General features: G+C 70.1%; 18 protein-coding genes and 1 pseudogene. 6 read left to right on the top strand and 13 right to left on the bottom strand.

Translation table 11 applies throughout. From position 1 onward, the window contains the following. Positions 1-245 precede the first annotated feature (245 nt). The gene (locus FDA94_RS01370; protein WP_137245151.1) at positions 246-1,421 is read right to left on the bottom strand and encodes a cytochrome P450; all 1,176 of its coding nucleotides are present in this window, start codon (positions 1,419-1,421) and stop codon (positions 246-248) included. A 92-nt stretch (positions 1,422-1,513) separates the two neighbouring features. Between FDA94_RS01370 and FDA94_RS01365 the strand changes: the two genes are divergently transcribed. The 3 genes and pseudogenes from FDA94_RS01365 to FDA94_RS01355 form a co-directional block, all read left to right on the top strand. Next, positions 1,514-2,107, top strand: coding sequence for a TetR/AcrR family transcriptional regulator (locus FDA94_RS01365; protein WP_137245150.1), 594 nt, complete (start codon positions 1,514-1,516; stop codon positions 2,105-2,107). 79 nt (positions 2,108-2,186) lie between these two features. Continuing rightward, positions 2,187-2,384, top strand: coding sequence for a hypothetical protein (locus FDA94_RS01360; protein ID WP_137245149.1), 198 nt, complete (start codon positions 2,187-2,189; stop codon positions 2,382-2,384). A gap of 56 nt (positions 2,385-2,440) precedes the next feature. Next, positions 2,441-2,653: pseudogene (locus FDA94_RS01355) on the top strand (IS701 family transposase); the annotation flags it as partial. A gap of 83 nt (positions 2,654-2,736) precedes the next feature. On the opposite strand, the gene FDA94_RS01350 reads toward FDA94_RS01355, so the two are convergent. From FDA94_RS01350 to FDA94_RS01335, 4 genes are read right to left on the bottom strand one after another with little or no spacing between them, the layout of a single operon-like run. Next, positions 2,737-3,645, bottom strand: a complete 909-nt coding sequence (locus FDA94_RS01350) for a sugar ABC transporter substrate-binding protein (RefSeq protein ID WP_137245148.1) — start codon at positions 3,643-3,645, stop codon at positions 2,737-2,739. Beyond that, positions 3,636-5,072: an FGGY family carbohydrate kinase gene (locus FDA94_RS01345; protein WP_137245147.1), complete on the bottom strand. Its 1,437-nt coding sequence runs from the start codon at positions 5,070-5,072 to the stop codon at positions 3,636-3,638. Before FDA94_RS01345 ends, FDA94_RS01350 begins: the two co-directional genes overlap by 10 nt. Next, positions 5,069-6,019, bottom strand: coding sequence for an ABC transporter permease (locus FDA94_RS01340; protein WP_137245146.1), 951 nt, complete (start codon positions 6,017-6,019; stop codon positions 5,069-5,071). Before FDA94_RS01340 ends, FDA94_RS01345 begins: the two co-directional genes overlap by 4 nt. Then, positions 6,016-7,443 (bottom strand): sugar ABC transporter ATP-binding protein, encoded by a 1,428-nt coding sequence (locus FDA94_RS01335; RefSeq protein ID WP_170990735.1) that lies wholly within the window; start codon positions 7,441-7,443, stop codon positions 6,016-6,018. The genes FDA94_RS01340 and FDA94_RS01335 overlap by 4 nt, the downstream gene beginning before the upstream one ends. Positions 7,444-7,646: 203 nt before the next feature. Between FDA94_RS01335 and FDA94_RS01330 the strand changes: the two genes are divergently transcribed. Beyond that, positions 7,647-8,828 (top strand): benzoate/H(+) symporter BenE family transporter, encoded by a 1,182-nt coding sequence (locus FDA94_RS01330; RefSeq protein WP_212735105.1) that lies wholly within the window; start codon positions 7,647-7,649, stop codon positions 8,826-8,828. On the opposite strand, the gene FDA94_RS01325 is transcribed toward FDA94_RS01330, so the two are convergent. From FDA94_RS01325 to FDA94_RS01295, 7 genes are all read right to left on the bottom strand, one after another. Beyond that, a complete protein-coding gene (locus tag FDA94_RS01325; RefSeq protein ID WP_137245143.1) occupies positions 8,812-9,171 on the bottom strand; it encodes a non-heme iron oxygenase ferredoxin subunit in 360 nt (119 codons plus the stop codon). The two genes, FDA94_RS01330 and FDA94_RS01325, sit on opposite strands and share 17 nt — an antisense overlap. Before the next feature lie 9 nt (positions 9,172-9,180). Further along, positions 9,181-9,768, bottom strand: coding sequence for a GTP cyclohydrolase II (locus FDA94_RS01320; RefSeq protein ID WP_137245142.1), 588 nt, complete (start codon positions 9,766-9,768; stop codon positions 9,181-9,183). Next, positions 9,765-10,751 (bottom strand): aminotransferase class IV, encoded by a 987-nt coding sequence (locus tag FDA94_RS01315; protein ID WP_137245141.1) that lies wholly within the window; start codon positions 10,749-10,751, stop codon positions 9,765-9,767. Before FDA94_RS01315 ends, FDA94_RS01320 begins: the two co-directional genes overlap by 4 nt. Positions 10,752-10,767: 16 nt before the next feature. Next, on the bottom strand, positions 10,768-12,243 hold the full coding sequence (locus tag FDA94_RS01310) for a cytochrome P450 (protein WP_137245140.1): 1,476 nt from the start codon (positions 12,241-12,243) through the stop codon (positions 10,768-10,770). Positions 12,244-12,474: 231 nt separating this feature from the next. Beyond that, entirely contained in the window at positions 12,475-13,347 is an 873-nt protein-coding gene (locus tag FDA94_RS01305) for a BtpA/SgcQ family protein (protein ID WP_137245139.1), read from the bottom strand. Between the two features lie 483 nt (positions 13,348-13,830). Further along, a complete protein-coding gene (locus FDA94_RS01300; protein WP_170990734.1) occupies positions 13,831-15,141 on the bottom strand; it encodes a pyridoxal phosphate-dependent aminotransferase in 1,311 nt (436 codons plus the stop codon). Positions 15,142-15,323: 182 nt separating this feature from the next. Continuing rightward, positions 15,324-16,073, bottom strand: a complete 750-nt coding sequence (locus tag FDA94_RS01295; RefSeq protein ID WP_137245137.1) for a class I SAM-dependent methyltransferase — start codon at positions 16,071-16,073, stop codon at positions 15,324-15,326. A 168-nt stretch (positions 16,074-16,241) separates the two neighbouring features. Between FDA94_RS01295 and FDA94_RS01290 the strand changes: the two genes are divergently transcribed. After that, positions 16,242-18,944 (top strand): AAA family ATPase, encoded by a 2,703-nt coding sequence (locus FDA94_RS01290; protein WP_212735104.1) that lies wholly within the window; start codon positions 16,242-16,244, stop codon positions 18,942-18,944. Positions 18,945-19,005: 61 nt separating this feature from the next. On the opposite strand, the gene FDA94_RS01285 is transcribed toward FDA94_RS01290, so the two are convergent. Then, entirely contained in the window at positions 19,006-20,103 is a 1,098-nt protein-coding gene (locus FDA94_RS01285) for a tryptophan dimethylallyltransferase family protein (RefSeq protein ID WP_137245136.1), read from the bottom strand. A gap of 242 nt (positions 20,104-20,345) precedes the next feature. Here FDA94_RS01285 and FDA94_RS01280 point away from each other — a divergent pair, with 242 nt between their 5' ends. Further along, a complete protein-coding gene (locus FDA94_RS01280; protein WP_137245135.1) occupies positions 20,346-22,970 on the top strand; it encodes a LuxR C-terminal-related transcriptional regulator in 2,625 nt (874 codons plus the stop codon). The last annotated feature ends 1 nt before the right edge of the window (position 22,971 follow it).

Below are 22,971 nucleotides of genomic sequence, written 5' to 3'. Positions count from 1 at the left end.
GCCCTAAGCTCAGTAGGCATAGCAAAGTTCGCGAGCCAGGTGCAGCAGCATGTCGTACAGGACCGTGATCTGGGGCCAGCCGGTGCTCTCGAAACTCTCGGCTCGGCGTGACACGCGGCGATCGCCGCCTGGAGCTGGTAGGGACCCGGCCGCCGGTGGCCGCGCGCTCAGGGCGGACGCTGACAATCTCGGCAAGTCCGACGAGCGCGGCATGCCGGGTTCCGCCAAGTGCTGCTGACGTGACGTCACCAGGTGACCGGCAGGGCGGTCAGCCCGCCGGTGAGAGTCTTCGGGTCGAAAGTCATCTCTTCCAGTGGGCGTCCCAGCCGCATGGCCGGGAAACGGGTGACGAGCTGGGTGAAGACCACGCTCAGCTCGATGCGGGCCAATGGCGCGCCGATGCAGTAGCGCGGGCCGTGGCCGAAACTCAGGTGGGGCGCCACGGGGCCGCCGGGGTCGAAGCGCTCCGGTTCGGGGTAGGCGGCCGGGTCGTGGTTGGCCGCGCCCGTGTCCAGCAGTACCAGGTCTCCGGCGCGTACCGGGACGCCTTCCATGTCGAGGTCGGTGCGGGCATAACGCACGAGGCCGCCGCCGCCCAGGCCGAAGCCGCGCAGAATCTCCTCCACCGTGGCGTCGACGCGGGCGGTGTCGGCGGCCAGAACCTGCCACTGGCCGGCAGTGGACATCATCCACAGGGTGCCCATGCCGATCGCCGTGACCGTGGTCTCGTGACCGGCGAACAACAATGACATGCCCAGCATGGCGGCTTCGTCGTCGCTGACGCCCTCGGTGGCGGCCAGGCGGGAGATCACATCGGCGTCCGGGTCGCCTTCGGCGCGTTTGCGGGCGACCAGGTCACGGCCGTAGAGGAACAGGTCGGCCAGACCCTGCTCTGAGCGGGCGCGGTCGGTGACGTCCGCGGCGGCCTGGCTCCAGGCGCGGAACCGGTCACGGTCGTCGTAGGGCACGCCGAGAAGTTCGCAGATGACGGCGATCGGCAGCGGCAGGGCCAGAGCGCTGTGCAGATCGGCGGGGGAGCCGGCGGCCTCCATCTCGTCGAGCAGCGCTGCGGTGAGGGCCTTGATCCGGGGCCGCAGCGCCCGCATGCGCTTGGGTGAGAAGTGGGGCTGGAGCAGGGCGCGCATGCGGCGATGGTCGCTCTGCTCGGTGTCGAAGTTTCCGAGGGGTCCGCCGAAGAGGGCCGACTCTCCGCTGCGGGAAGCGCGTTCCGGCTCGGGATGGGCCCGGCCGAAGCGGTCGTCGGCGAGCAGGCGGCGGACTTCCTCGTATCCGGTGACGAGCCAGGCGGGGTCGCCGACCGCCGTGGTCACCGCGTGCACCCGACCCTTTTCCTGGAGTTCGCGCAGCTCAGGAGGGCGGCGCAGCGGGCCTTCTGACTGTTCGAACGGAAGCGTGGACATGGGACCTCCCGATAAGTAGACACCCATTTGTATACTCCGGCGTATAAGAATCTAACTTGTACACTTTGGGGGATACAAGAGGAGGGGTCTGGATGGTCGACCAGGCGGCCCCGGTCCGGCGGTTGCGGCGCGCCGAGCGGCGCGAACAGATCCTCGACGCGGCCACCCGCGCCTTCGCCCGCAACGGGTTCGCCGACACCGGCCTCGACGACATCGCCGCCGAGGCGGAACTGACACGGGCCATGCTTTACCGGCACTTCGAATCCAAGGCCGACCTCTACCGGGCCGTGCTCGACCGGTCCTGCGCCCGACTCATCGAAGCCACCGGCTCCGGCAACTACGACGACCGTGCGATTCCCGCTCTGGTGGAGGCCGCGAGCGCCGATCCCGACGGGTTCCGGTTGTTGTTCCGCCATGCCGCGCGCGAGCGCGAGTTCCGCGACCTGACCAACTTCATGGCAGTCGCCTCCCGAGAGGTCGCCCATCGCAACCTCGCCCGCGTCATCCCCCCGGGCCCGTGGCTGGAGTGGGCCGCCGACTTGATTCCGGCCCTCACCGTCGAGGCGGTCATCGCCTGGCTTGACGCCGGACGACCCGATCCCGACCAGGTGGCCGACCGTATCGCCGGGGTGGTGCACGGTGTCATGGCCGCAGCGGGAGCACCCTTGCGAACGGCCGTGCTCTGATGGTCATGTACGACTGAGCCGTGCCCTCGGAGACCAGCAGCCTGTTCTTGGGACGTCGAGTTCATCGGCGGCCTGGTTCATGGATGAGGCCACGCCCTGCGCAACCCAGCATGGCGTCGAGGGCGAGGAGTTGGAGAACGTCGTCGTGATCGATGACTCCGCGTGGCACCTCTCCAAGATGGGCAACCTGCTTGCGGGCCGGGACACCGGAGCCTCCACTGGTCCCGGGCTGCTTCAGGGTCAACTGGATCGGGTGGATGAGCGGATCGCCACCTAAGCCCGTAACCCGAACCCTTATAGCTCTCTAGGCGATCGAACACCCTCGGCGAGCCTGGTGGCGTGCTGCTCGCCCGTCGCTCACTCTCGGATCCGAGCGAGATCGCTTACCACGTCTGCTACGGACCCCGCCGCTCGACGCTGCTGGACCTGGCGTGGATGGCTGGGACTCGCCGGCGGATCGAGGAGTGCTTCCAGCGGGCCAAGAACGAAGCCGGACTCGATCAGTATCAGGTCAGATCCTGGCGGGCGCGGTATGCCCACATCACCCGGCTACCGTCACGATGGAGGGCTCCATGTACCAGGCGCCTTGGTGTTCTCCGATGTGTCTTCGTGGATTTCCGGTGGACCAGTTAGGTCGTCCGGGCGATGGTGGTGCCCGGGAGGGCGTACTCGCGCTGGGTGGGCGCTTTGCCCGCGAGCTGGTCGGTGATGAGGTCGGCGACCTTGAGGGCCACCGCGTCCCAGTCCTGCTTCACCGTCGCGTAGAACGGCCCGGCCTTCTGGATCTCGGCCAGCGCGAAGTCCTGCCCGTCGACGCCGACGACCGCGATCCCCATGCGGCCCGCTTGCCGGATGGCCTGGGTGGCGCCCAGAGCCGGTTCGTCCCAGGCGGCCCAGATGCCCTTGAGGTCGGGAGTGACGGCGAGGAGGTCGGTGGTGAGCTTTCTGGCGCCCTCGACCGGGCCGGGGACCGGTACGTGCTTGACCGTCACCACGGTCACGCCCGCCTTGTCGAACTCCGCACGGGCCGCCGCGGCCCTGGCGCGGACGCCAGGGTGGGGGTCGTGGCCGAACATCGCGACGTTGCCGCTTCCGCCGATCGCCTCCAGCAGCGCCGCGGCGCTCTTGCGGCCCAGGTCGGCGTTGTCGGAGGTGACGTTGGCCGCGATGCCGTCGGCCTGGGCCGCGTCGATGGCGAAGACCGGGACCTTGTTGTCGCCGGCCGCCTTCAGGCCCAGGGTGAGCTGGGTCGGGTCGCCCATGGCCAGCACGATGGCGCTGGGCCTGCGGGAGGCGGCACTCTGGATCTTGTCGTTGAGCATGCTGAAGTCGCCGGCGGTGTCGGTCACGGTGACCTGCCAGCCGCGTCGCTCGCCGATGGCCGTGAACTTGTCGACGACGTCCTTGGTGGCGGCGTTGGCCAGGTAAGGGGTGACGACCGAGATGGCGGGGGCGCCGGGGGGCTGTGCGGTGCCGGAGCCGCATCCGGACGCGGCCAGTACCAGGGCGACCGCGATCGACAGATGCCTCATGCGCATGGGGTGCCTCCTCGGCTGGAGTGGGCGAGCGCGGCGAAGGTGGGGGCCAGCGCCGCGTGGAGCCGCCGGTGGACCTGGTGGAGCGGGGCGTATGCGGGCGCGTCGGGGCCCGGTTCCACCGGTGTGCCGGGTGAGGTCGTGGCGAGGTCGGGGAGAGGGACGCCGGTGACCGCCCGCAGGCCGCACGACGCCGCGCCGAACGCGGCGGAGAACGCGGCGTCCACGGCGATGATCGGCCGTCCGGTGACGTCGGCCATGATTTGCGACCACAGTGTGGAGGCGGCGCCTCCGCCGCACACCGGCAGCGGTCCTTCCGCCACGGGCAGGGCGTCCAGGAGGGCGCCGAACACGTGCGCGACGCCCTCCAGCATGGCGCGGTACATCTGCGCGGGGGTCGTCGAGGGGGTGATGCCGATCAGGACGCCGCGGGCGTCGGGGTCGCGGACGGGGTAGCGTTCACCGGCCAGCGAGGGGAGCGCGATGAGGCCGGAGGGGCCGCAGCGGGCGGCCAGCGTGTCGGCCGCAGCCGGATCGGCGCCGGGCAGGAAGGCCGCGCGGGCCCAGTCGGCGGCGGATCCCGCGTTCAGCATGGCGCCGATCAGCAGCGTGTGCCCTGGCCGGGGGAGAGCGAGACGGTGGGTCGCCTCCGGACGGTCCGGACGGTCGGTGACGACGGCCAGCCAGCCACTCGTGCCCAGGTAGGCGTAGGCGCGGCCGGTGTCTGCGCCGACGACGCCGAGCGTCGTCGCGGCCGCGTCGCCGGGTGCCAGCACCACGGGGATGCCGGTGGGGAGGCCGAGGTCGCGGGTCCGCAGTTCCCCGGTGACCGTGTGGCCGTCGACCAGCGGCGGCAGGAGCCCGTCGAGGCCCAGCAAAGTGACGGCTGGTTCCCACCAGGTGCGCCGGCAGGCGTCGAGGAGGCCGGTCGTCGTTGCGGTGGTCAGGTCGCAGGCGGCGATCCCGGTGGCCCGGCGGACGAGGTGGCCCGCCGCGCCCATCAGCAGGACCTCGGCCGCGGCCAGGACGGCGGGTTGGGTCTGCCGCAGCCACAACAGCTTGCCCGGGAGGCTGGTGACGTCGGGTGCGTTGTCGGCGACCAGGGGCCACTCGTCCGGCAGCAGGGTCAACGCCTGGTCGTGTTCGGTGACGGCCCGGGTGTCGCTGTAGAGAATCGCGGGACGGCCCGGACAGATCAGATCCTGCATCTGGCCGGTGACGGCCAGGATCTTGACCCGGTTCCGGGCGGCTCCGCACTGTGCCAGCGCCTCGGCCGCCCCGCGCCACCAGTCGTCCGGGTCCTGCTCCACCCGACCGGGACCCGGCCGGTGGGTGGGATGGGAAGCCTGGCCGCGGGCGACGATCCGCCCCTCGGCGTCGGTGATCAACGCTTTGACGGCGCTCGTGCCGACGTCCAGGCCCGCGATCACGGGCGCTCCCCTCGGCGGCGGGACAGGCCCACCGAGACGACGATGATCAGCCCGGTGAGGATCTGCTGGACGTAGGGGTTCACGTCGAGCAGGTTCAGGCCGTTGTCGAGCACCCCAAGGACGACGACCCCCAGGATCGTTCCGGCGACGCTCGGCCGGGCGGCCTGGGCGGCGGTCAGCCCGATGAACACCGCGGCGATCGAGGTCAGCATCAGCGGATCGCCGGCGGTGGGGTGGGCCGAGGCCAGTCTGCTGGACAGCAGCAGCCCGGCCAGCGCCGCCCCGGCACCCGACACGACGAAGGCCAGGAGCCTGGTCCGCCCGACGTCGATTCCCGCGTACGTGGCGGCTTCGGCGTTTCCCCCGACGGCGTGCCAGCGGCGGCCCTGGGCGGTGCGCGACAGCAGGAACCAGGTGACCGCCCCGACGGTGATCGCGATGAGCACGACCGTGGGAATGCCCAGCGGCCTGCTCTGGCCGAGAAGGAGAAAGTCGTCGGGCAGCCCGAAGATCGTCGATCCGTCGGTCAACAGCAGCGAGCCTCCGGCCAGCGCGGTCATCGACGCGAGTGTGGCGACGAACGCCGACAGCTTCAGGTAGGCCACCAGCCACCCGTTCACCACGCCGATCACGACGCCGGCCGCCATCGCCGCTGCGATGGCGGCGACCGTCGGCCAGCCGGCGACCAGGAGCTGGGCGGCGATCACGCCGCTGAACGACGCCGTCGCGCCGACCGACAGGTCGAAGTCGGCCACCGCCATGACCACGGTCTGCGCGCACGCCACGATGGTGAGGACGGCGATGTGCTCCAGCAGGTTGCTGAGGTTGCCCGGATCGGGGAAGACGGTGGGCCGCAGGATCGTGAAGAGCGCGATCAGGGCCAGCAGCCCGAGCGGCGCCCCGGAAAGGCGGCGCAGCGCCGGTCGTACACCGGCTCCGGCGGTCATTCAGCCCCTCCGTAACAGCGTCGCAGGACGGTGAACTCGTCCGTCTTCCGGGGGTCGAGGTCGGCGGCCAACCGGCCCTCGACGAGTACCAGGAGCCGGTCGGCCAGCGACAACAGCTCGCTCAGGTCGGAACTGACGACCACGACGCCGGCGCCCCGGGTGGCCAGGTCCGCGATCAGCGATCGGATCGCCTGCTTGGCCGCCGCGTCCACGCCCGCGGTCGGTTCGTCCAGGAGGAGCACGTGGGGCCGGGTGGCGAGCACCCGGCCCAGTACGACTTTCTGCTGGTTGCCGCCCGACAGCTCGCCGATCGGCTGCTCGGGTCCGGCGGCCCGGATCCGCAGCAGGGCGGTCATCTCCTCGTACAGGGCGAGTTCTCTGCGGCGGCGCATGAGCCCGCCGCCGCTGAGCGCGGTCAGGCTCCCCAGGGAGAGGTTCTCGCGGACGGAGCCGGACGCGACGACCGAGTGGCGCCGGCGGTCTTCGCCGACCAGGGCGATGCCGGCGGTCAGCGCCGCGCGGGTGGACCCGGGCCGCACGGACTGCCCTCGGCAGCGCACCCCACCCGCTCGTGCCCGCTGCACCCCGCCGATCAGGCGCAGCAACTCGCTCCGGCCGCTGCCGCCCAGCCCGGCGACGCCGACGACCTGCCCGCGTGTCACCTCGAAGGAGACCGACTCGACCCGGTTCCCGGTGAGCCCGTCGACGCTCAGCACGGCCTCGCCCGCCGGGCGCGGCGGCCGGGGCGGAGCCTGGCTGGCCTCCGTCGCCGTCATCAGCGCGACCAGGGCGTCGGGGTCGGTCTCGGACGGGCGCGCCCGGGCGACCACGCGCCGGTCGTGCAGCACGATGACGCGATCGCACAGCTCGAAGACCTCGGCCATGCGGTGGGTGACGTAGATGATCGCCGTGCCGCGCTCGCGCAACTCGCGCACGACGCCGAAGAGCACCGTGGTCTCGTGGGCGGTGAGGGAGGCGGTCGGCTCGTCGAGGATGAGCACGGCCGGCTTCTGTTCGATGGCCCGTGCCAGTGCGATCGCGGTCCGCTGCACCGGTGACAGAAGCCGGACCGGAACATCGAGGGGGGCCGAGACGGCCAGCGCGCCCAGCGCGGCGGCGGTGTGCCGGTGGGCCGCGGCCCGATCGGCGAACAGGCCGTGCCGGGGATAGGGGCGGCCGAGGTACATGTTCTCCACCGCGTTCAGGCCGTCGACCAGGCCCAGGTTCTGGTGGACGGTGACGACCCCCGCCCCCTGTGCTTCGGGGACGCCCGTGAGTCCTCGGCCGTACACCTCCACTTTTCCGGCCGAGGGGCGCAGCGCGCCGCTCACTATCTTGATGAGGGTCGATTTGCCGGCGCCGTTCTCGCCGAGCAGCGCGTGCACCTCGCCGGCCGGGATCTCCAGGTCAATGCCGTCGAGCACAGTGTGGCGGCCATAGGCGTGGCGTAAACCCGTCACCCGGAGTGCGGGCGACTTTGCAACTTTCACAGTTCTCCCATTGCGGTCCCCTGCGCTGCCAGCCCATACAGTGAACGCGGGCGCCGATCATGTCAAGAAGGTGTTTCTCCTGAAATCGTGGCCTGCTTTCTCTGACCATTTCGGCACGATCGGTTATCGTTCCGCGGGTGGAGCGGGGACAGCCGGTCGTGACCGGAATCGCGATTTCTTTCATCGGATATACGAGCACTTTCGCGGCCGTCCTGGCGGGCCTGCGCGCGGTCGGCGCGACCCCGGCCGAGGCGACCTCGGGGCTGGTCGCCCTCTGCGCCTCGCTCGGGCTGGTGTCCCTGGTGCTGAGCCGGCGCTTTCGCATGCCGATCACGGCCGCGTGGTCGACGCCGGGCGCCGCCGTGCTGGTGAGCGCGGGTGTGGTGGACGGCGGATGGCCGGCCGCCGTGGGCGGGTTCCTCCTCGCGGGCGCACTGGTCGCCCTCACCGGGCTCTGGCCGCGCCTGGGCGCCTTGGTGGCGTCGATCCCGGCGCCGATCGCGCAGGCGATGCTCGCCGGTGTCCTGCTCGCCCTGTGCCTGATGCCGGTCAAGGGGCTCGCCTCCCACCCCTGGCAGGTCGCCCCGATCCTCCTCACGTGGGTCATCGTGACCGTGACCGCACCGCGATGGGCGATCCCGGCCGCTTTCGGCGCGACTGTGGTCGTCGTCTGCGTCCTCGCCGTCCGGGGCGACGGCCTGCATGGGCCGTGGCTGCCCTACCTGACCCTGACCGCGCCCGGGCTGAGCTGGGCCGCGATCGCAGGGATCGGACTTCCGCTGTACGTCGTCACGATGGCCGCCCAGAACGTGCCCGGTGTGGCGATCATGAGCTCCTTCGGCTACCACGTCCCGTGGCGGGCGACCATGGGCGTCACCGGTCTCGGCAGCATGCTCGCCGCGCCGTTCGGCGGGCACGCCGTCAACCTCGCCGCCATCAGCGCGGCGCTGCCCGCCTCCCCACAGGCTCATCCCGACCCCGCCCGGCGCTGGCTTTCCTCCCAGGCCTTCGGCATCACGTATCTGGGCATCGCCGCCGGGACCACGGCGCTGCTCAGCTTCCTCGCCGTGGCCCCGCCCGAGGTCATCGGCACGGTGGCCGGTCTAGGCCTGCTCGGGACACTGGTCCATGCATTGACCTCGGCGGTCGCCGGGCCCGGCGGTCCCCACCCGCCGGGCGAACAGACGGCGTCGGTCGTCACCTTCCTGGTGGCCGCGTCCGGCACCACGCTGGCGGGGGTCAGCTCCGCCTTCTGGGCGCTGGTCGCCGGCCTGCTGATGCGGCGGCTGCTCCGGCCGGCCGCTACGAGTGAACCCTGACCCCCGGCGGCAGGTTGGGAGCCTGCTCCGACAGCGTCACCCAGACCTCGCCGTCGACGATCTCGGCCCGGTGTACCCGAACGGGCAGCAGCGCCGGTGAGGCGTCCACCTCGCCGGTGCGCAGGTCGAAGCGCGACATGTGGAGCGGGCACTCAACGATGCAGTCGTCGACCCAGCCGTCCGTCAGCGCGGCGTTCTGGTGGGTGCACATGTCGTCGAGGACGTGGACCGTGCCGTCGGAGGTGAGGAAGATCGCCAGCGGCGGTGACACGGACGTGACGCGGAGACCCTGGTCGACGGACAGGTCCGCCACCGCGCAGACCTTGATCGGAGCTGCGGACATGCTCTCTCCTCAGAGCTCGATCGTGTGGTTCTGGTAGCGGATCTTGTCCTGGTAGGTCTTGAGCAGCAGCGGATTGGCCTCCGGCACGTACGCCAGGTTCAGCGTGCCGGAGACCTTGATGCCGAACTCGGTCAAGCCGCCGACCTTGCCGGGGTTGTTCGTCATCAGCGTCACCGAGGCCACGTCGAAGAAGCGCAGGATCGCCGCCGCCGGCTCGAACGTCCGCGCGTCCCGGGGGAATCCGATGCGCGCGTACGCCTCGGTCTGCGCGACGCCCTCGTCCCTGAGCTTGGCCGTGAGCAGTTCGGCCATGCGGCCGTTGGCCTTGCCGTCCTGGTCGAGCCAGATGATGATGCCGGTGCCTTCCTGGTCGACCTTGTCTTGCGCCATGGCCATCTGCTCGCGGCAGTCGCACTCGATGCCGTTGAAGACGTGCCCGGTCGTGCAGTGGGAGTGCACCCGGCAGAGCACATCCTCCTTGCCCGAGATCTCTCCCTTGACGATCGCGATCGATTCCTTCCGGCCGTCGTAGAACAGGTACTCGGTGAAGTCGCCGTACCGCGTGTGCAACGGCCCCTGTGCCAGCAGAACAATCACTTGGATCCAATCCATCGGTGAGAACTCGACATGATCGCCGGGAAGTCTTCGGCCGCCTCGGTGAACCGCTCCGTGACCAGGGAGTACTGCTCCCTCATACGGCTCCAGGCGCTGGGCTCCTTGGCGTCGAGCACGTGGTCGGCGGCGCCCAGGCGCAGGCGTCCCACCTTCCGGATGCCCAATGCGGTGGACGTGGTGAACAGGCTCAGTTCCTCCTTGCGGGCGAGCGCGTCCGACACCTCGGCCAGCGGGATGTCCCGTTCGACGACCTGCTCGCCCATGCCGGCCAGCAGGTCCAGGACGGTCCGGCGGGTGATCCCGGGCAGCAGCGCGCCGGTCTTCGGGGTGACGATCCGGCCGCCGAGGCACACGAAGACGTTCATGGTCGTGCATTCCTGCAGGTTGCCAGCGCCGTCCAGCCAGAGGATCGTGTCGCAGCCCACCTCGCGGGCGCCGCGCATCGCCAGCGCGGAACTCGTGTAGTTGCCCGCGGTCTTGACGGCCGCGAACACCGGATGGGTCCGCGGCATGGTCTCCTCGACCAGGACGCCCATGTCGGCTGGGGCGGGGTCGAACCTCTTCACGAGGACCACGAAAACGTATCTGTCGCTCTGCAGCGGCATGACGTCGCCGCCGGCCGCGAACACCACGGGCCGCAGATAGAGCCGGGTGGCGCGGCCGTCCCAGTTGGCCCGTACCGCCTGCTCGATGGCTTCAGCGAACACCTCGTACGACGGACAGGGCAGTGTGAGCGCGCCACACGAGCCGCGCAGCCGTTCGTGGTGGTCGCGGGCCCTGAAGACGTGGAAGGCCGGATCCGCGACGTAGGCGCGCATCCCCTCGAAGACCGAGAAACCGAACTGGATGGCGTCCGCGCCGAACTCGGCCAGGCTCCCGACCTCGTTCGATGTCAGCGTTGGTCTCTCGTAGCCGGTGCCGTCGAACCGGGACAGCGCGACCGTGGGCAGCCACAGATCGGCCATGCGGGCGACCACCTCTCTAGTGCGGGACGGGGCAGGAGCCGGCGAAGCCCTGCGCGGCGGCGGGACCGAGGACGGCGATGAACTGGGCGTGGGAGAGGTTGTTGAAGATGATGTCCTTGTCCTGGGCGTTGCCGATCTGCGCGTCCGGGTGGGCGGTGACGAACTCGCTGACGAAGTTCTTGGCCATCACCATGCCGAGGTTGCGTCCGGGGCAGCTGCGCCGGCCTTTGCCGAACGGCATCACGTACGGCTCGGCCCCCTTCTCGATGTGGAGGAAGCGCTCGGGTTCCCAGGCCGCGCCGTAATCGGCGTGCAGGGCGTGGATGTTGGGCATCACGCGGGTGCCCCGCTTGAGCAGGTACCTGCGGCCCTCCACCTCCATGTCGAGGTCGTCGACGACCATGTTGTTGATCACCGACCCGGGCGGGCTGAGCCGGAGCGATTCGCTGACGCACGCCTCGACGACCTCGTCCTTGGCCTCGCCGGTACTGGTCGCAATGGCCTCGCGCCACTTCAGGTTCTCCGGCGACAGCACGTACCAGAGGGTGGCGAGGATGGTGTTCTGCACGGTGTCCAGACCGGCGATGGAGGCCGTCAGCAGGTCGTCGCGCGTGATCTCGACCGGGATTCCGAGCTTGGTGTTGCCCGCCGCGACCTGTTCCCAGACCGTGCCGGGCCCGGGGCCGCCCTTGAGCACCGTCGCCAGGTGCTCCTGCAGTGACCTGATGTTGTGCTGCAGACGCCGGGCCTCGCGCGTGACCGGCCAGGTCGCGATCGGGAAGTGCACCCGGTTCCAGAACCGGTTGGAGTAGAACCGCAGACCCGTGAAGGTTTCATTGAGCGCGAACATGAAGGGCACCTTGGACACGTGGCCGTCGGGGTGCTTGTAGGACACCTCCAGCGCCATCGCGTCCCGTCCCCAGACGAACTCGCCCATGACCTCCCGCGTGTAGTCGCCCGCGACGCGCTTCAGATCGAGCGGGGTGTCCACGTCAAGGGCGGCGCACATCTCGGCGGCGCGGCGGCGCGAGATGTCGGTGACCCGTTCCTGGTCGAAGCCCTTGCCGAGGTTGCGTTTACGGTCGCCGAAATGCGGTGTGGTGATCTTCTGGAACGTCATCGCCGAAGGCGACAACTGTCCGAACGAATAGAGCGCGGGCGTGTCGCGGTCGATGTACTTCCCCGTGATCGCAGGGCTGACCAGGACCTCCGTCGTCTGCCTGTTGACCGCGTACAACTGGATGTCGAATCCGCGAATACTGCCGACGAAGTCGGCGGCCGGCTTGTCCAAATACAGATAGTCGCGCGTTCTGTTACGGCCAATGAGTCCCGAAACATCGGTTTCGGAACCGATGAACGGGTAGGTCTTGGTGAACAGAACACCCTGCCTCTCGTAAAATCTGCGATCGAGAACCGTGCGCGCGGCTCTCACGGCGAATGCAAGAGTGGCGGCGCCCGCAACGGCAACCGGGGCGTACCGAAATGGCCTCATGATCGCTCCTTAACACTTTAGGGCAGCCCAAAATTGCCGGCTGGCCCTGGTCAGCGGCTCGGGAAGTCCCCACGTTCGCCTGGTACCCGGCGTCATCATCGACGCCGGAACACCTGCCGCCGAAATCGCGGCAAGGAGATCAATATCGCGCGACCACGTCAATATAAGAGGCGTGCTACGGCATTGCAACGGTTATATCGCCATGCGATAGCGAAAACGCATACCGTGAAATTAGAGATTCTCCAGAGCGTCACGCTCGGCGCACATCCGCTCACAGACCTCCCGGTCGAGGCGACCATGCCAGACGCCGCCGGACTTGATGGAGCTGCCGACGATGGCCCCGTCGGCGTGGGGAACGATGTCGGCCAGGTTCTCGGCCCGCACCCCGGACCCCGCGACCAGAGGCAGATCCGTGGCCGCGCGGATCGTCCGCAGATGATCGGCCACGGGCGCGTCACCGAGCCGGGTGCCCGTGACGATGAGGGCGTCGGCGTCGAACCAGGCGGCATCCTTGGCCTGCTCGGTGAGCGGGCGGTCGGCCGTGATCGCGTGCGATCCCAGCTTCACCTGGACGTCCGCCCAGACGGTGACGTGGTCGGCGCCGATGGCGTGCCGGTATCGCGTCATCAGGCCGGCCCGCCCTTCGACCAGTCCCTCGTTCGCGACGTAGGCGTTGACCCACTGGTTGGAACGGACGAACCGGGCCCCCGCGGCCACGGCGACGGCGAGCGACCGGTCGACGGCGTTCGCCAGGCAGTTGACGCCGAGCGGAACCCCCACCGCGCGGGCGACCTCGGCGGTGGCGACGGCCATGGCCGCCGGTGTCTCGGGACCGATGTCGTCGGGCTTGAGGAAGGGGATGTCCCAGCCGTTCTCGACGATCAGCCCGTCGAAGCCGGCGTCGACGAGAACCCGCGCCTCCTCGACCGCCCGCCGGATGACCGCTTCCATCCCGTGTTCCGGGGTGAACCGCGGCGAGCCGGGAAGCGGCAGCAGATGGATCATGCCGATCAATGCGAAACGCCGCCCGAAAAGCCGCTCAAGGTCACCGCGCTGCTGCCCGGCGCCGACGCGGTCGGTCGAGGTGATGCCGATATCCGCCATGATTGCTCGTCAGGTTAACCCTGGAATGAGGGGAATCGCCAGCAGCCGGTTCTTCGGTCCTCTCCACGGCCGGCTGAGGTGGAGGGGACTCGGCGCCACCTCGCCTTCTCGAACTCGCGCGCCGGCGGTTCGAGCTTTGAGGGCCGGCCCCAGCACGGGCACCAGCCGGTCTCGCAGCCCCATCACGATGCGCGGATCGCAGGCGTCGATCATGGGCTGACCGCCATCGCTCGTCCCCTCGCGTACCCCCTGGCCTGGGATGTGCGTATCGGTGTTGGCGACTCCGCCTGGCCGCGCCCTGGTCGAGTCGGCCACCGGCAGCGACTGACTGACCGGGGTTACCGTCTGAAGGTGATCCTTCACCCGTCTTGATCATGCCCTGGGACTGACACGTGGTGTCGCCGGCCGGAGCCCGAGGATCTCCTGCGGCCACACCCCGGTTGGTTCGGGCCGCGCCTGGCCGGCCGATGTAGCGGGTATCGATCACATGGCGTCGTACACGTAGCCGGCACTCGCCATTCGTGACAGTGCATCGCCCAAGACCTCAACGCCGGGGCCGAGGAACATCCGCAGATAAGGCAGATGGTTTACCCTGCCACTCAAAGGCCATGGCCAGGCGGATCCCAGCATGACCCCTGTTTCCGAAAAACAAGAGCGCCGGAACGCCTCAACGCTCTCGGGCGAACCGGAATATTTCTCCGGGACGGCGAAGAGGGAATATGGCGTGCATTCTCCTGTGTGAATCTTGTCGGCCGGATATCCAAGATCCTGCTCAAGGGTCGTTCTGAAGAACCGGCGCTTACGCTTGTATTCCTGTCGCTGTTCGGCCAGGAAGGTGTCTGCTGAATCTTCGGCCAGCCACCGAGCCATGGCGGCCTGCAGCACACCTCCATGAGACAAGCTGTGCCGGAGGCGATAGCCGTTCACGAGAAGATCGAGGACGGGAGGGGAAGCCACCATCAGTCCCAGCCCCCATCCGCTGCAATGAAACTGCTTACCCAATGACCGAACCGCCAGCCACGGGAGGTCCCGAGCGATGCGTTCATCCTTTACCGCCTGCAGTAGAAGCTGCAGAGACGAGGTGGGCGTGACTCCTTCGTCGTGTACGGCGTAATACGCATCGTCCAGCAGGATCGGGACTTCATGTTCTATCGCCAGGGAAACCGCGTCCCTGACGAAAGACGCATCCCAGTTCACGGCGGTTGGATTGTGCTGAGCGTTGAGGACAATGATGCCTGGTCTCATGCGAGTGGATCCGACGGCGGACACGACCAGCTGTCGAAGGTCGTCGATACTTGGGCGGAACTCCCTCTCGGGAGTCAATGGAACATACTCTGTGGCGTATCCTAGCGGCCCGAAGACTCCGGCATAGTCCCAGCTCGGCCCGGCGGCGAAGGTAATGGGCCGGCGACCATCGTCGTACCGATCCAGGAGAAGTCGCGCGAAATCGCTCATCGCCTGCCGCGTGCCATTCCAGGTGATACTCACTTCGTAGGAATCGCCCTCTTCCGCGACTTCATCCAGTCGGTGTTCGGCTCGGATCCGGCGAGAAGCCACTTGGTGGAGCTCCGGGATGCCATACATTGAAAGATGATATCCGTGGGAGTGGATCTCGGTCTTGCCGAGTTCGGCTGCGAGCCCCGGGGCGATCTCGCTCCACGTCTCACCGATCGCAAGATAGATCGGATGTCCGTATGGCGCGCCATTTTCCATGTACTCGCCCAGTGAGATCACATCTGGATTCGGCATCGGCAGGGAGGGCCTGGCAATAATTTTAGAAAACGGTACGTTCACGGGCGCACGGTCCTCCTTGCGTCTATTGCCGGAAGGCAATGGGGTACATTGACCCATCTACCAGACTTGTTCCACCACTCGAGTCTGATCGATCCGAGCAGAGTTCGGGTCACGGTGCAGATGTCGCGATCCACACCGAACCCGAAGGCCCTTTCTGCCTCCAGGACGTTCATCCGTAGTGGTCAGTACGATCCGCCGCGCGGCGCGACGGCCTCGACCAGCACCGCGTGCGGGTTGGCGAGGTAGTCGTCGAAGAACGCGCGGGGGGCGTCCGGGGAGACCCTCAACGGGTGCCAGCGGACGTCGGTGTAGCCGGCACCCGTGATCACCTCGCGGTAGGTCCGCTCCGACCAGTACCGGAGGGAGACCGACACGGTCGAGCCGCCGACGGCGACGTTCAGCGTGGCAGGATCGCCGTCCACAGGGTGGAGCGGCCAGTCGAGGGTGAAGCCGTACTTGCCCGAGCCCGGCCCGGCCGGGTCCATCGCCGGGTTGGGGATCAGCGTGAGCAGGCGGCCTCCGGGGCGCAGGTTGGCCGCCATCGCGTCGCACATGGCCCGCATGTGGTCCAAGTCCACCGCGTAGTGCAGGAGGTAGGTGGCGGCGACCACGTCGAACTCGCCGAGCACGGGCATCCGCGCCGCGTCGTGGACGTGGTAGACGATGCCGCGCGGTTGCTCCTCCTCCGCCGATCGGCCCAACCGGACCATCTCGGCCGAGGAGTCCACCCCGACCACCTGGCCGGCCCCCAGGTCGGCGAACCGGCGGGTGTAGAAGCCCTCACCGCAGGCGACGTCCAGGACCCGCAGGCCGTCGGCCGGGCCGAGCGTGTCAAGCAGGGAGTGGGCCTCGACGAGCGTGCGGAAGGCCGTGAGGTCGGCCTGCTGGTAGGACTCCGCCACTTCGTCGTACTGGTCGACGTGCAGGGTCATGGTGCCTCCGATCCGAACTTTTGCGCCGAGTCTCACGGCGGCCGGAACGCGGGGCCTGAGTAGTCGGTACTCGACCGGAGGATCACCTTCGCGGCGGGCCGGATGTGATGGCGCGGACGCCTTGCGCCCCTCCGGCGGCCGGTTACTCTCGTTGGAGATCTCCTCGACGTGAGAGTCACCATGGCGCCGGCTGAAGAGACCTCAACCGACTATCCCGTCGTCGGACGTGAACGCGAGCTGAGCCAGTTCGCCGCCGTCCTGCGTGACGACGACCTTCACGCGTTCGCCCTCCACGGCCCGGCGGGGGTGGGCAAGTCACGCCTGGCCGAGGAGTGCCTCGCGATCGCCGGGCAGGCCGGTTTCGCTTGCGGCCGGGCCACCGCCGGCCCGTCCATGAACGCCGTTCCGCTCGGGGCGCTGGCCCATCTGCTCCCGGCGGACGTCGGCTTCGACCCCGTCCGTGACTTCACTCGTGTCGTCGAGACGCTGGCCCGGCCGGCCGGGGGCCGGTGGGTGCTGATGGTGGACGACCTGCACTGGCTGGACGCCGCCTCCGCCGTCCTGCTCCGGCAACTGCTGGACGCGGGGGCGGTGAAGCTCGTGGTGACGATCCGCTCCGGTGAGCCGGTCGGCCATGCCGTCGCCACGTTGTGCGGCGGCGATGCCGTACGACGAGTGGACCTCGCCGAGTTCGACCATGAGGGCGTCGCGCGGTTCATGCGGGCCGCCTTGGGCGGCCCGGTGTCCGAACGCGCCGTCCGCAGTATGCACCGCCATTCGGGCGGCAACGCACTCTACCTGCGCGAGCTGCTCCACAGCGGGCTGGCCTCCGGCACGCTCACCCACGACGGGCAGCTGTGGGACATCCCCCAGGCCGCGCCGGCGGCCACGCCGCAGCTCGCCGAGCTGGTGCGCGCCCGCCTGGCCGGCACCGGCGACGACGCCCGCGCCGCCCTGGAGATGCTGGCCCTGTGCGAACCCGTTTCGCCGGCCGACGTCCAGGCGGTCGCGTCGCTGGAAACCCTGACCGGACTCGAACGTTCCGGCATCGTCAGGACCGGCACCGACGGCCGGCGCCTCTTCCTCGCCCTGGCCCACCCGTTGTACGGCGAGGTGCTGCGCGGCGAGATCCCCGCCGAGCGGCGGACGACACTGACGCTGGCCCAGGCCGGACGCGTGGAGGCCTTCGGCGCCCGGCGCCGCGAGGACGAGCTCCGGGTGGCGGGCTGGCGGCTGGACGCCACGGGAACGGCCGATTCCGACCTGCTCAGGCGGGCCGTCGTGCTGGCGCGGCACGCCAACGACTACCGGCAGATCGTTCAGCTCACCGACGCTCTGCCCCCGGCCGAGCGCACCCTCCCGATCAAGGTGCTGCGGGCCGAGGGCCTGCTCGAGGCCGGTCACTGGAAGGAGGGCGAGGAGATCCTCTCCGAGGCGTACACCGACGCCGCCACCGACGAGGAGCGGCTCAGGATCGCCTACATGCGGGTGATCAACCTGTTGTGGATCGCGGCCCAGCCGGAGAGGGCCCTTCAGGTCGTCCGGGAGGCAGAGGCGCGGATCCGGGGCCCGGTCGGCAGGCGCCTGCTCAGGATCGTCGAAGGCACCGTGCTCGCCGTCTCCGGTGAACCCGGCCGTGCGGCCGGGCTACTCGCCGAGCTGGAGAGGGACCCCGAGCATCTGCGCGCCATGAACGCCAACGCCTGGCTGATGGGCGCCTGGGCGTTGCCCGTGGCCCTGGTCCAGCTCGGCCGCTCCCAGGAGGCCGTCGCGTCGGCGGAGCGGTACCACGCCGTCCACCTCCAGGTGAGCGAGCACTCCCCGGTGACCCCGCCTGCCCACCAGCTCATCGCCCTGGTCCTCGCCCTGACGGAGGCTGGAGAGACGGCACGGGCGGTCGAGGCCGGCGCGCGCGGCTTCGAGGAGATGATGGGCGCCGCCCGGGAGGACGGCACGTGCCACCAGGGCCGCCAGGCGGTCTGGCGCTGCGGCGCGGTCTGGATGGCCACCTTCCTGGGCCGGACGTTCCTGCTGACCGGGCGCCCGGCCTCGGCGCGGCGATGGTTCTCCGAGGCGGCGGCGGTCGCGAGGGCGCACGGGCACATGAAGAGTCTGCACCGGGTCTACACCGGCCTCGCCGCCGCCGCGGCGCAGCTCGGCGAGCTCGACGCCGCCCGGAGCGCCCTGGAAGAGGCCTGGCTCTACCCCCGGAGCGGGTTGATCACCGGCGAGGACGCCCTGGGCGCGGCCTGGCACCTGGCCGCCCTGGGGAACCTCGCCGAAGCCCGGGAACTTCTGCTGACGGCGGCCGGGCAGGCGCGGGCCGCCGGGCACGTCAACGCGGAGGCGTGGTTGCTGACCGACGTCGCCCGGCTCGGCGGGGCCCGGGAGGTCGTCCGCCGTCTGGAGGAGCTGGCCCACGCGGGCGACGGGAAGCTGATCTGGGTGCGGGTGCAATTCGCGCGAGCCCTGGCCTCGCGCGATCCCGACGACCTGGTGCTGGTCGCGGCCGGCGCGGAGGCCGTGGGCGCCGACCTGTGGGCGGCCGAGGCCGCGTCGGCCGCCGCGGGCGAGTGGCGCCGTCGGGGTGAGGAACGACGGGCGAATGCCGCCCTCCAGCAGGCGGCCGGGCTCCTGTCGCGATGCGAGGGGAGCCGCACTCCGCTGCTGGTCATGGCTCCGCGCGCCACGCCGCTGACCGCGCGGCAGGTGGAGATCGCCACCATGGCGGTGTCCGGTCACTCCAGCATGGAGATCGCCCGCGCGCTCTTCCTGTCCGTGCGTACCGTCGAGAACCACCTCAACCAGGTGTATGCGAAACTCGGTGTGGCCGGCCGTCCAGCGCTCGCCGAGGCGCTGCGGAACGACTGAATGTCGGCCCGCCGGGTCGAACTTCATCTTGGCAGCGGCGAAAAGCCCGCATCGACGGTGGTCATGGGCGGTACACCTCCGGGCCGATGTAGACGGTCACCGTGGGCTGATGGGCGTTCTTGAATCCGGCCCAGCTCTGCGCGGTGGACCGTTCGAGCGGCCGGGTGATGCCCGCGGCCAGGGCCGCGCGGTACCCCGCGTCATCGATTCCGGCGTGCCGCATCAGCTCGGACACCCGGTCGGCGGCGACCGCGTCGTTGGGCAGATTGGGAGACAGCGGCAGGTGCAGGGTCACCTCGTCCACGACCCCGTCCTCACCGCGGAAGGTCACGCAAGTGATCGGGGCCTTTCGGTAGGGCCCGGCGTGCCCGAGCACCCGGCCGCAGACCTCCGCCAGCAACCCTCGTTCCCCGTACGACATCAGCGGACCCACCCGGTCGATCTGGGCGGCGGTCATCCCCTCATGCCGGAAGTAGACCTTGACCCTGCTGTCGGGTGACCCGACGAGGTCGAGGGAGAAGAACACGGGGTGATCCCGGAGATCGGCGAACCCGCCGAAGGCGGTCTCCAGCACCCGCCACGACTTCCTGCGGCCGAGTCGTGTCATGGCCCGCCTGACCAGTTCCGGGGCCGCGCCGTCGCCTTTCACCCGCGGGTTGAAGTACACCTTGTGCATGGGCGTGGTGCGATCCCCCCACACCACGGAGTGCCACAAGGAGAAGGGCGACACCGGCTCCCGGTCCAGGAAGACGTCCTCGATCGCCAGGTAACGGCCGATGGACACCCCTTGCCTGATGGCGAGCGCACGCACCAGCCGGGCCGCCTCCGCCTGCACCGACCTCGGTGTCGGGTGCGCGCCCAGGGGCTCGACGAGGGCGCGGACATGGGCTGTGTCCGGCGTCCAGGCCAGCGAGAACTCGATCGGCATGTGGTCGTTGGCGACGCCGGAGAGATAACGCGGCCTGGTCCCGACGGGCAGTTCGCCCCAGCCCGCCAGCATGCTGGAGAAATCTCGGCTCATCCGGTCGATTCCCGCCGTGCTGTAACCGAGGGCGGTCCCGAACGCGGACAACATGTACCGGCCGATTCCGGCATAGGTCCTGCCGCCGGTCCGGGTCAACTCCGTCGAATCACTGCCGCGGTGCAGACGAGTCGTCATTCCGCATTCCCTTCGTCCCCCCGGGGGAGTCGCCCGGTTCCTCTGGGAATTAACGCCGTCGCATCGGTGCGCCGGCACGAGTAACCGGTACTCAGATACGCCGTTGGGCGGGGCCGATTGGAAATGAGTAACGTTTACTCATACGCCACCTCGGCGCGTGGCGGATGAAATGGAGCCGGGCGTAACGTCGTCGCGCCGCGACGCCGCGTCCGCCCGGGCGGACGGAGGTGGCCGTGGGGCCGGTGCGATGGCCCCTTGTCGGCCGGGACGAGGAGCTCGGCCGCATCAGCCGGGTCCTGCTCGGCAAACGGCCGGGCGGGGTCGTCATCTCCGGGCCCCCTGGGGTGGGCAAATCACGACTCGCCGAAGAGTGCCTGTCCAGGGCGGTACGCAGAGGGTGCCGCGGCTCGCGAGCCACGGCGAGCGCGGCGGCGGGTGCGGTTCCGCTGGGCGCGATCGCCCACCTCCTACCCTCCGGGGCCGACCTGTCGGACCCCGCTGCGGGCATCGCCGAAGTGGCGGCCTCGCTCGGGGGCGACGGTCTGCCCCCGCAGGTCCTGCTGGTCGACGACCTGCACCTGCTGGACGCGGCCTCGGCCCTGCTGCTGGCGCGGCTGGCGGCGGCGGGCGTCGTACGCCTGATCGGCACCCTGCGGAACGGCGAGGAGGCGGGTGAGGAGGTCCGGTCCCTGGTGGAGGCGGGTGGGATGAGCCATGTCCGGCTGGCCGAGTTCGCCCCCGGGCAGGTCGAGGAGATCCTTCGTGCCGCGCTGGGCGCCCCGGCCGACCGGCGTACCCTCAACAGGCTTTACGCCGCCTGCGGCGGGAATGTCCTTTACCTGCGGGAACTGGTCCACAGTGCGCTGGAGTCCGGGGACCTCGCCGGGGACGGCGAGGTCTGGCGGCTGGCCGACGCCTGGGTGCCCGGCGGTTCCCGGCTGACCGAACTCATCGGCGCGCGCCTGGCCGCCGCCGATCTCGGGGACCGCCCGGCGCTGGAACTGCTGGCGTTGTGTGAGCCGCTGTCCCTCGCCGACGCCGAGGCCTGCGCGTCCCCCCGCGCGCTCAGCGAACTGCGCGAGCTCGGCCTGGTCCGCATCCTGCCTGACGGGCACCGTATGATCGCCGCCCTCGCCCATCCCCTGTACGGCGAGGTGCTGCGCGCCGCCATGCCGGTTCTCGGCCGACGGGCCCTGCTCGTGGCTCAGGCCGAGCGGGTGGAGGGATACGGAGCCCGCCGCCGGGACGACGCCCTGCACATCGCCACCTGGCGGCTGGCCGCCACCGGAACCGCCGACGCCGCGTTGTTGATCCGGGCGGCCGCCCTCGCCCGCCACGCCAGGGACTACGAACAGGTCACCGCCCTGCTGCGGGCCGTGCCCGCCCCCGCCCACACCGCGCGAAGCCTGCTGCTGCTCGGCGAGTCGTTGTTCGAACTCGGCGACCCTCAGGGCGCGGAACAGACTCTGACCAGGGCGGCTTCGGCCGCCGATGGGGACCGGGAGAAGCTGGAGGTCGCTTTCGCCCGCAGCATGAGCCTGTTTTGGGCCGACGGCCGTACCGACGACGCCTTCACCGTCAACGAGGCGGCCCGCGCCGAAGTGACCGCTCCCGCCGAACGCCGCATGCTGGACGTCAACGAAGGCTGGATGCGCACCGTCGCGGGAAGTCCCCGGCGCGGCCTGGACCTGCTCCAGCAGGCCGGGCCCGACCCCCGCGCGGCGGCGAACGTCAGCATCTGGTTGATGGGCGCGATGATGCGCCCCGCCGCGCTGGCCGCCCTCGGCCACACCGATGAGGCGATCGGCCAGGCCGAGCACGCCTATACCGTGCACGAAGAGCTCGATGACCAGTCGCTGCTCCTGCCTCCCGCCGGTCAGCTCATCTCTTTGGTGCTGGCGCTCACCGAGGCCGGCCGCCTTGCCGAGGCCAGGGAAGTCAGCCACCGTGCCTGGACCCTGCTGGAACGGCGGCCCGACCCGGTAAGCCTGATCTGGCTCTCCTACCACCAGGCTCGCGCCGAATGGCTGGCCGGCCGCGTACGCAGCGCCCGCCGCTGGTTCGCCGAGTCGGCTGGTCAGGCCCGCGCCCACCGCAACCACCGGGCGTCGGCTCTGGCCCTGTCGGGTCTGACCGCGTGCGCCGCTGTTCTGGGGGATCAAACCAGGGCCGAGAGCACGGAGCGGGAGGCCCGCACCTACCGGCCCATGGGCTACCGGGCAGGTGAGGAACGCCTGGGCGGGGCATGGCTGCTGGCCGCCCGGGGCCGCGTCGAGGAGGCTCGCGCCGTCCTCACCGCCGCCGCCCGCATCGCGTCCGCCAGCGGTCACCTCACCTCGGAGGCGCTCCTGCTGACCGACGTGGCGCGGCTGGGCGGGGCCAGGGAGGTGGCATCCCGGCTCGCCGAGCTGGCCGGGCGGTGCGATGGACGATGGGCCCCGGCCCGTGCCGCCTTGTCCGCCGCCCTGGCGGCCGACGACCCTGAAGCATTGCTGGCCTGCGCCGACGACCTCGAAGCTGTGGGTGCCGACCTGCTCGCCGCCGAAGCGGCCACCATGGCGGCCGTGATCTTCCGCCGCACCGGCCACGCGCGCCACGCCGAGGCCGCCACCCAGCGGTCCGCCGCCGCCGCGTCTCGCTGCCAGGGCGCCCGCACTCCGCTGCTGATCACGGGCCACGCCACCGCCGTCCTCACCGTGCGCGAGGCCGAGATCGCCCTGCTGGCCGTCCGCAAGGCCAGTAGGGAGATCGCCGACCTGCTCGGCCTGTCGGTCCGTACGGTCGACAACCACCTCCAGCACGTCTACCAGAAACTCGGCGTGACGGCCCGGCGGGAACTCGCGGCGGCCTTGGGCGTGGATAGGTAGC

It is taken from the genome of Herbidospora galbida (assembly GCF_005233835.1).
GTDB lineage: Bacteria > Actinomycetota > Actinomycetes > Streptosporangiales > Streptosporangiaceae > Herbidospora > Herbidospora galbida.
The sequence above is the reverse complement of the archived record's forward strand: the minus strand, read 5'-3'. Positions and strand labels throughout refer to the sequence as shown.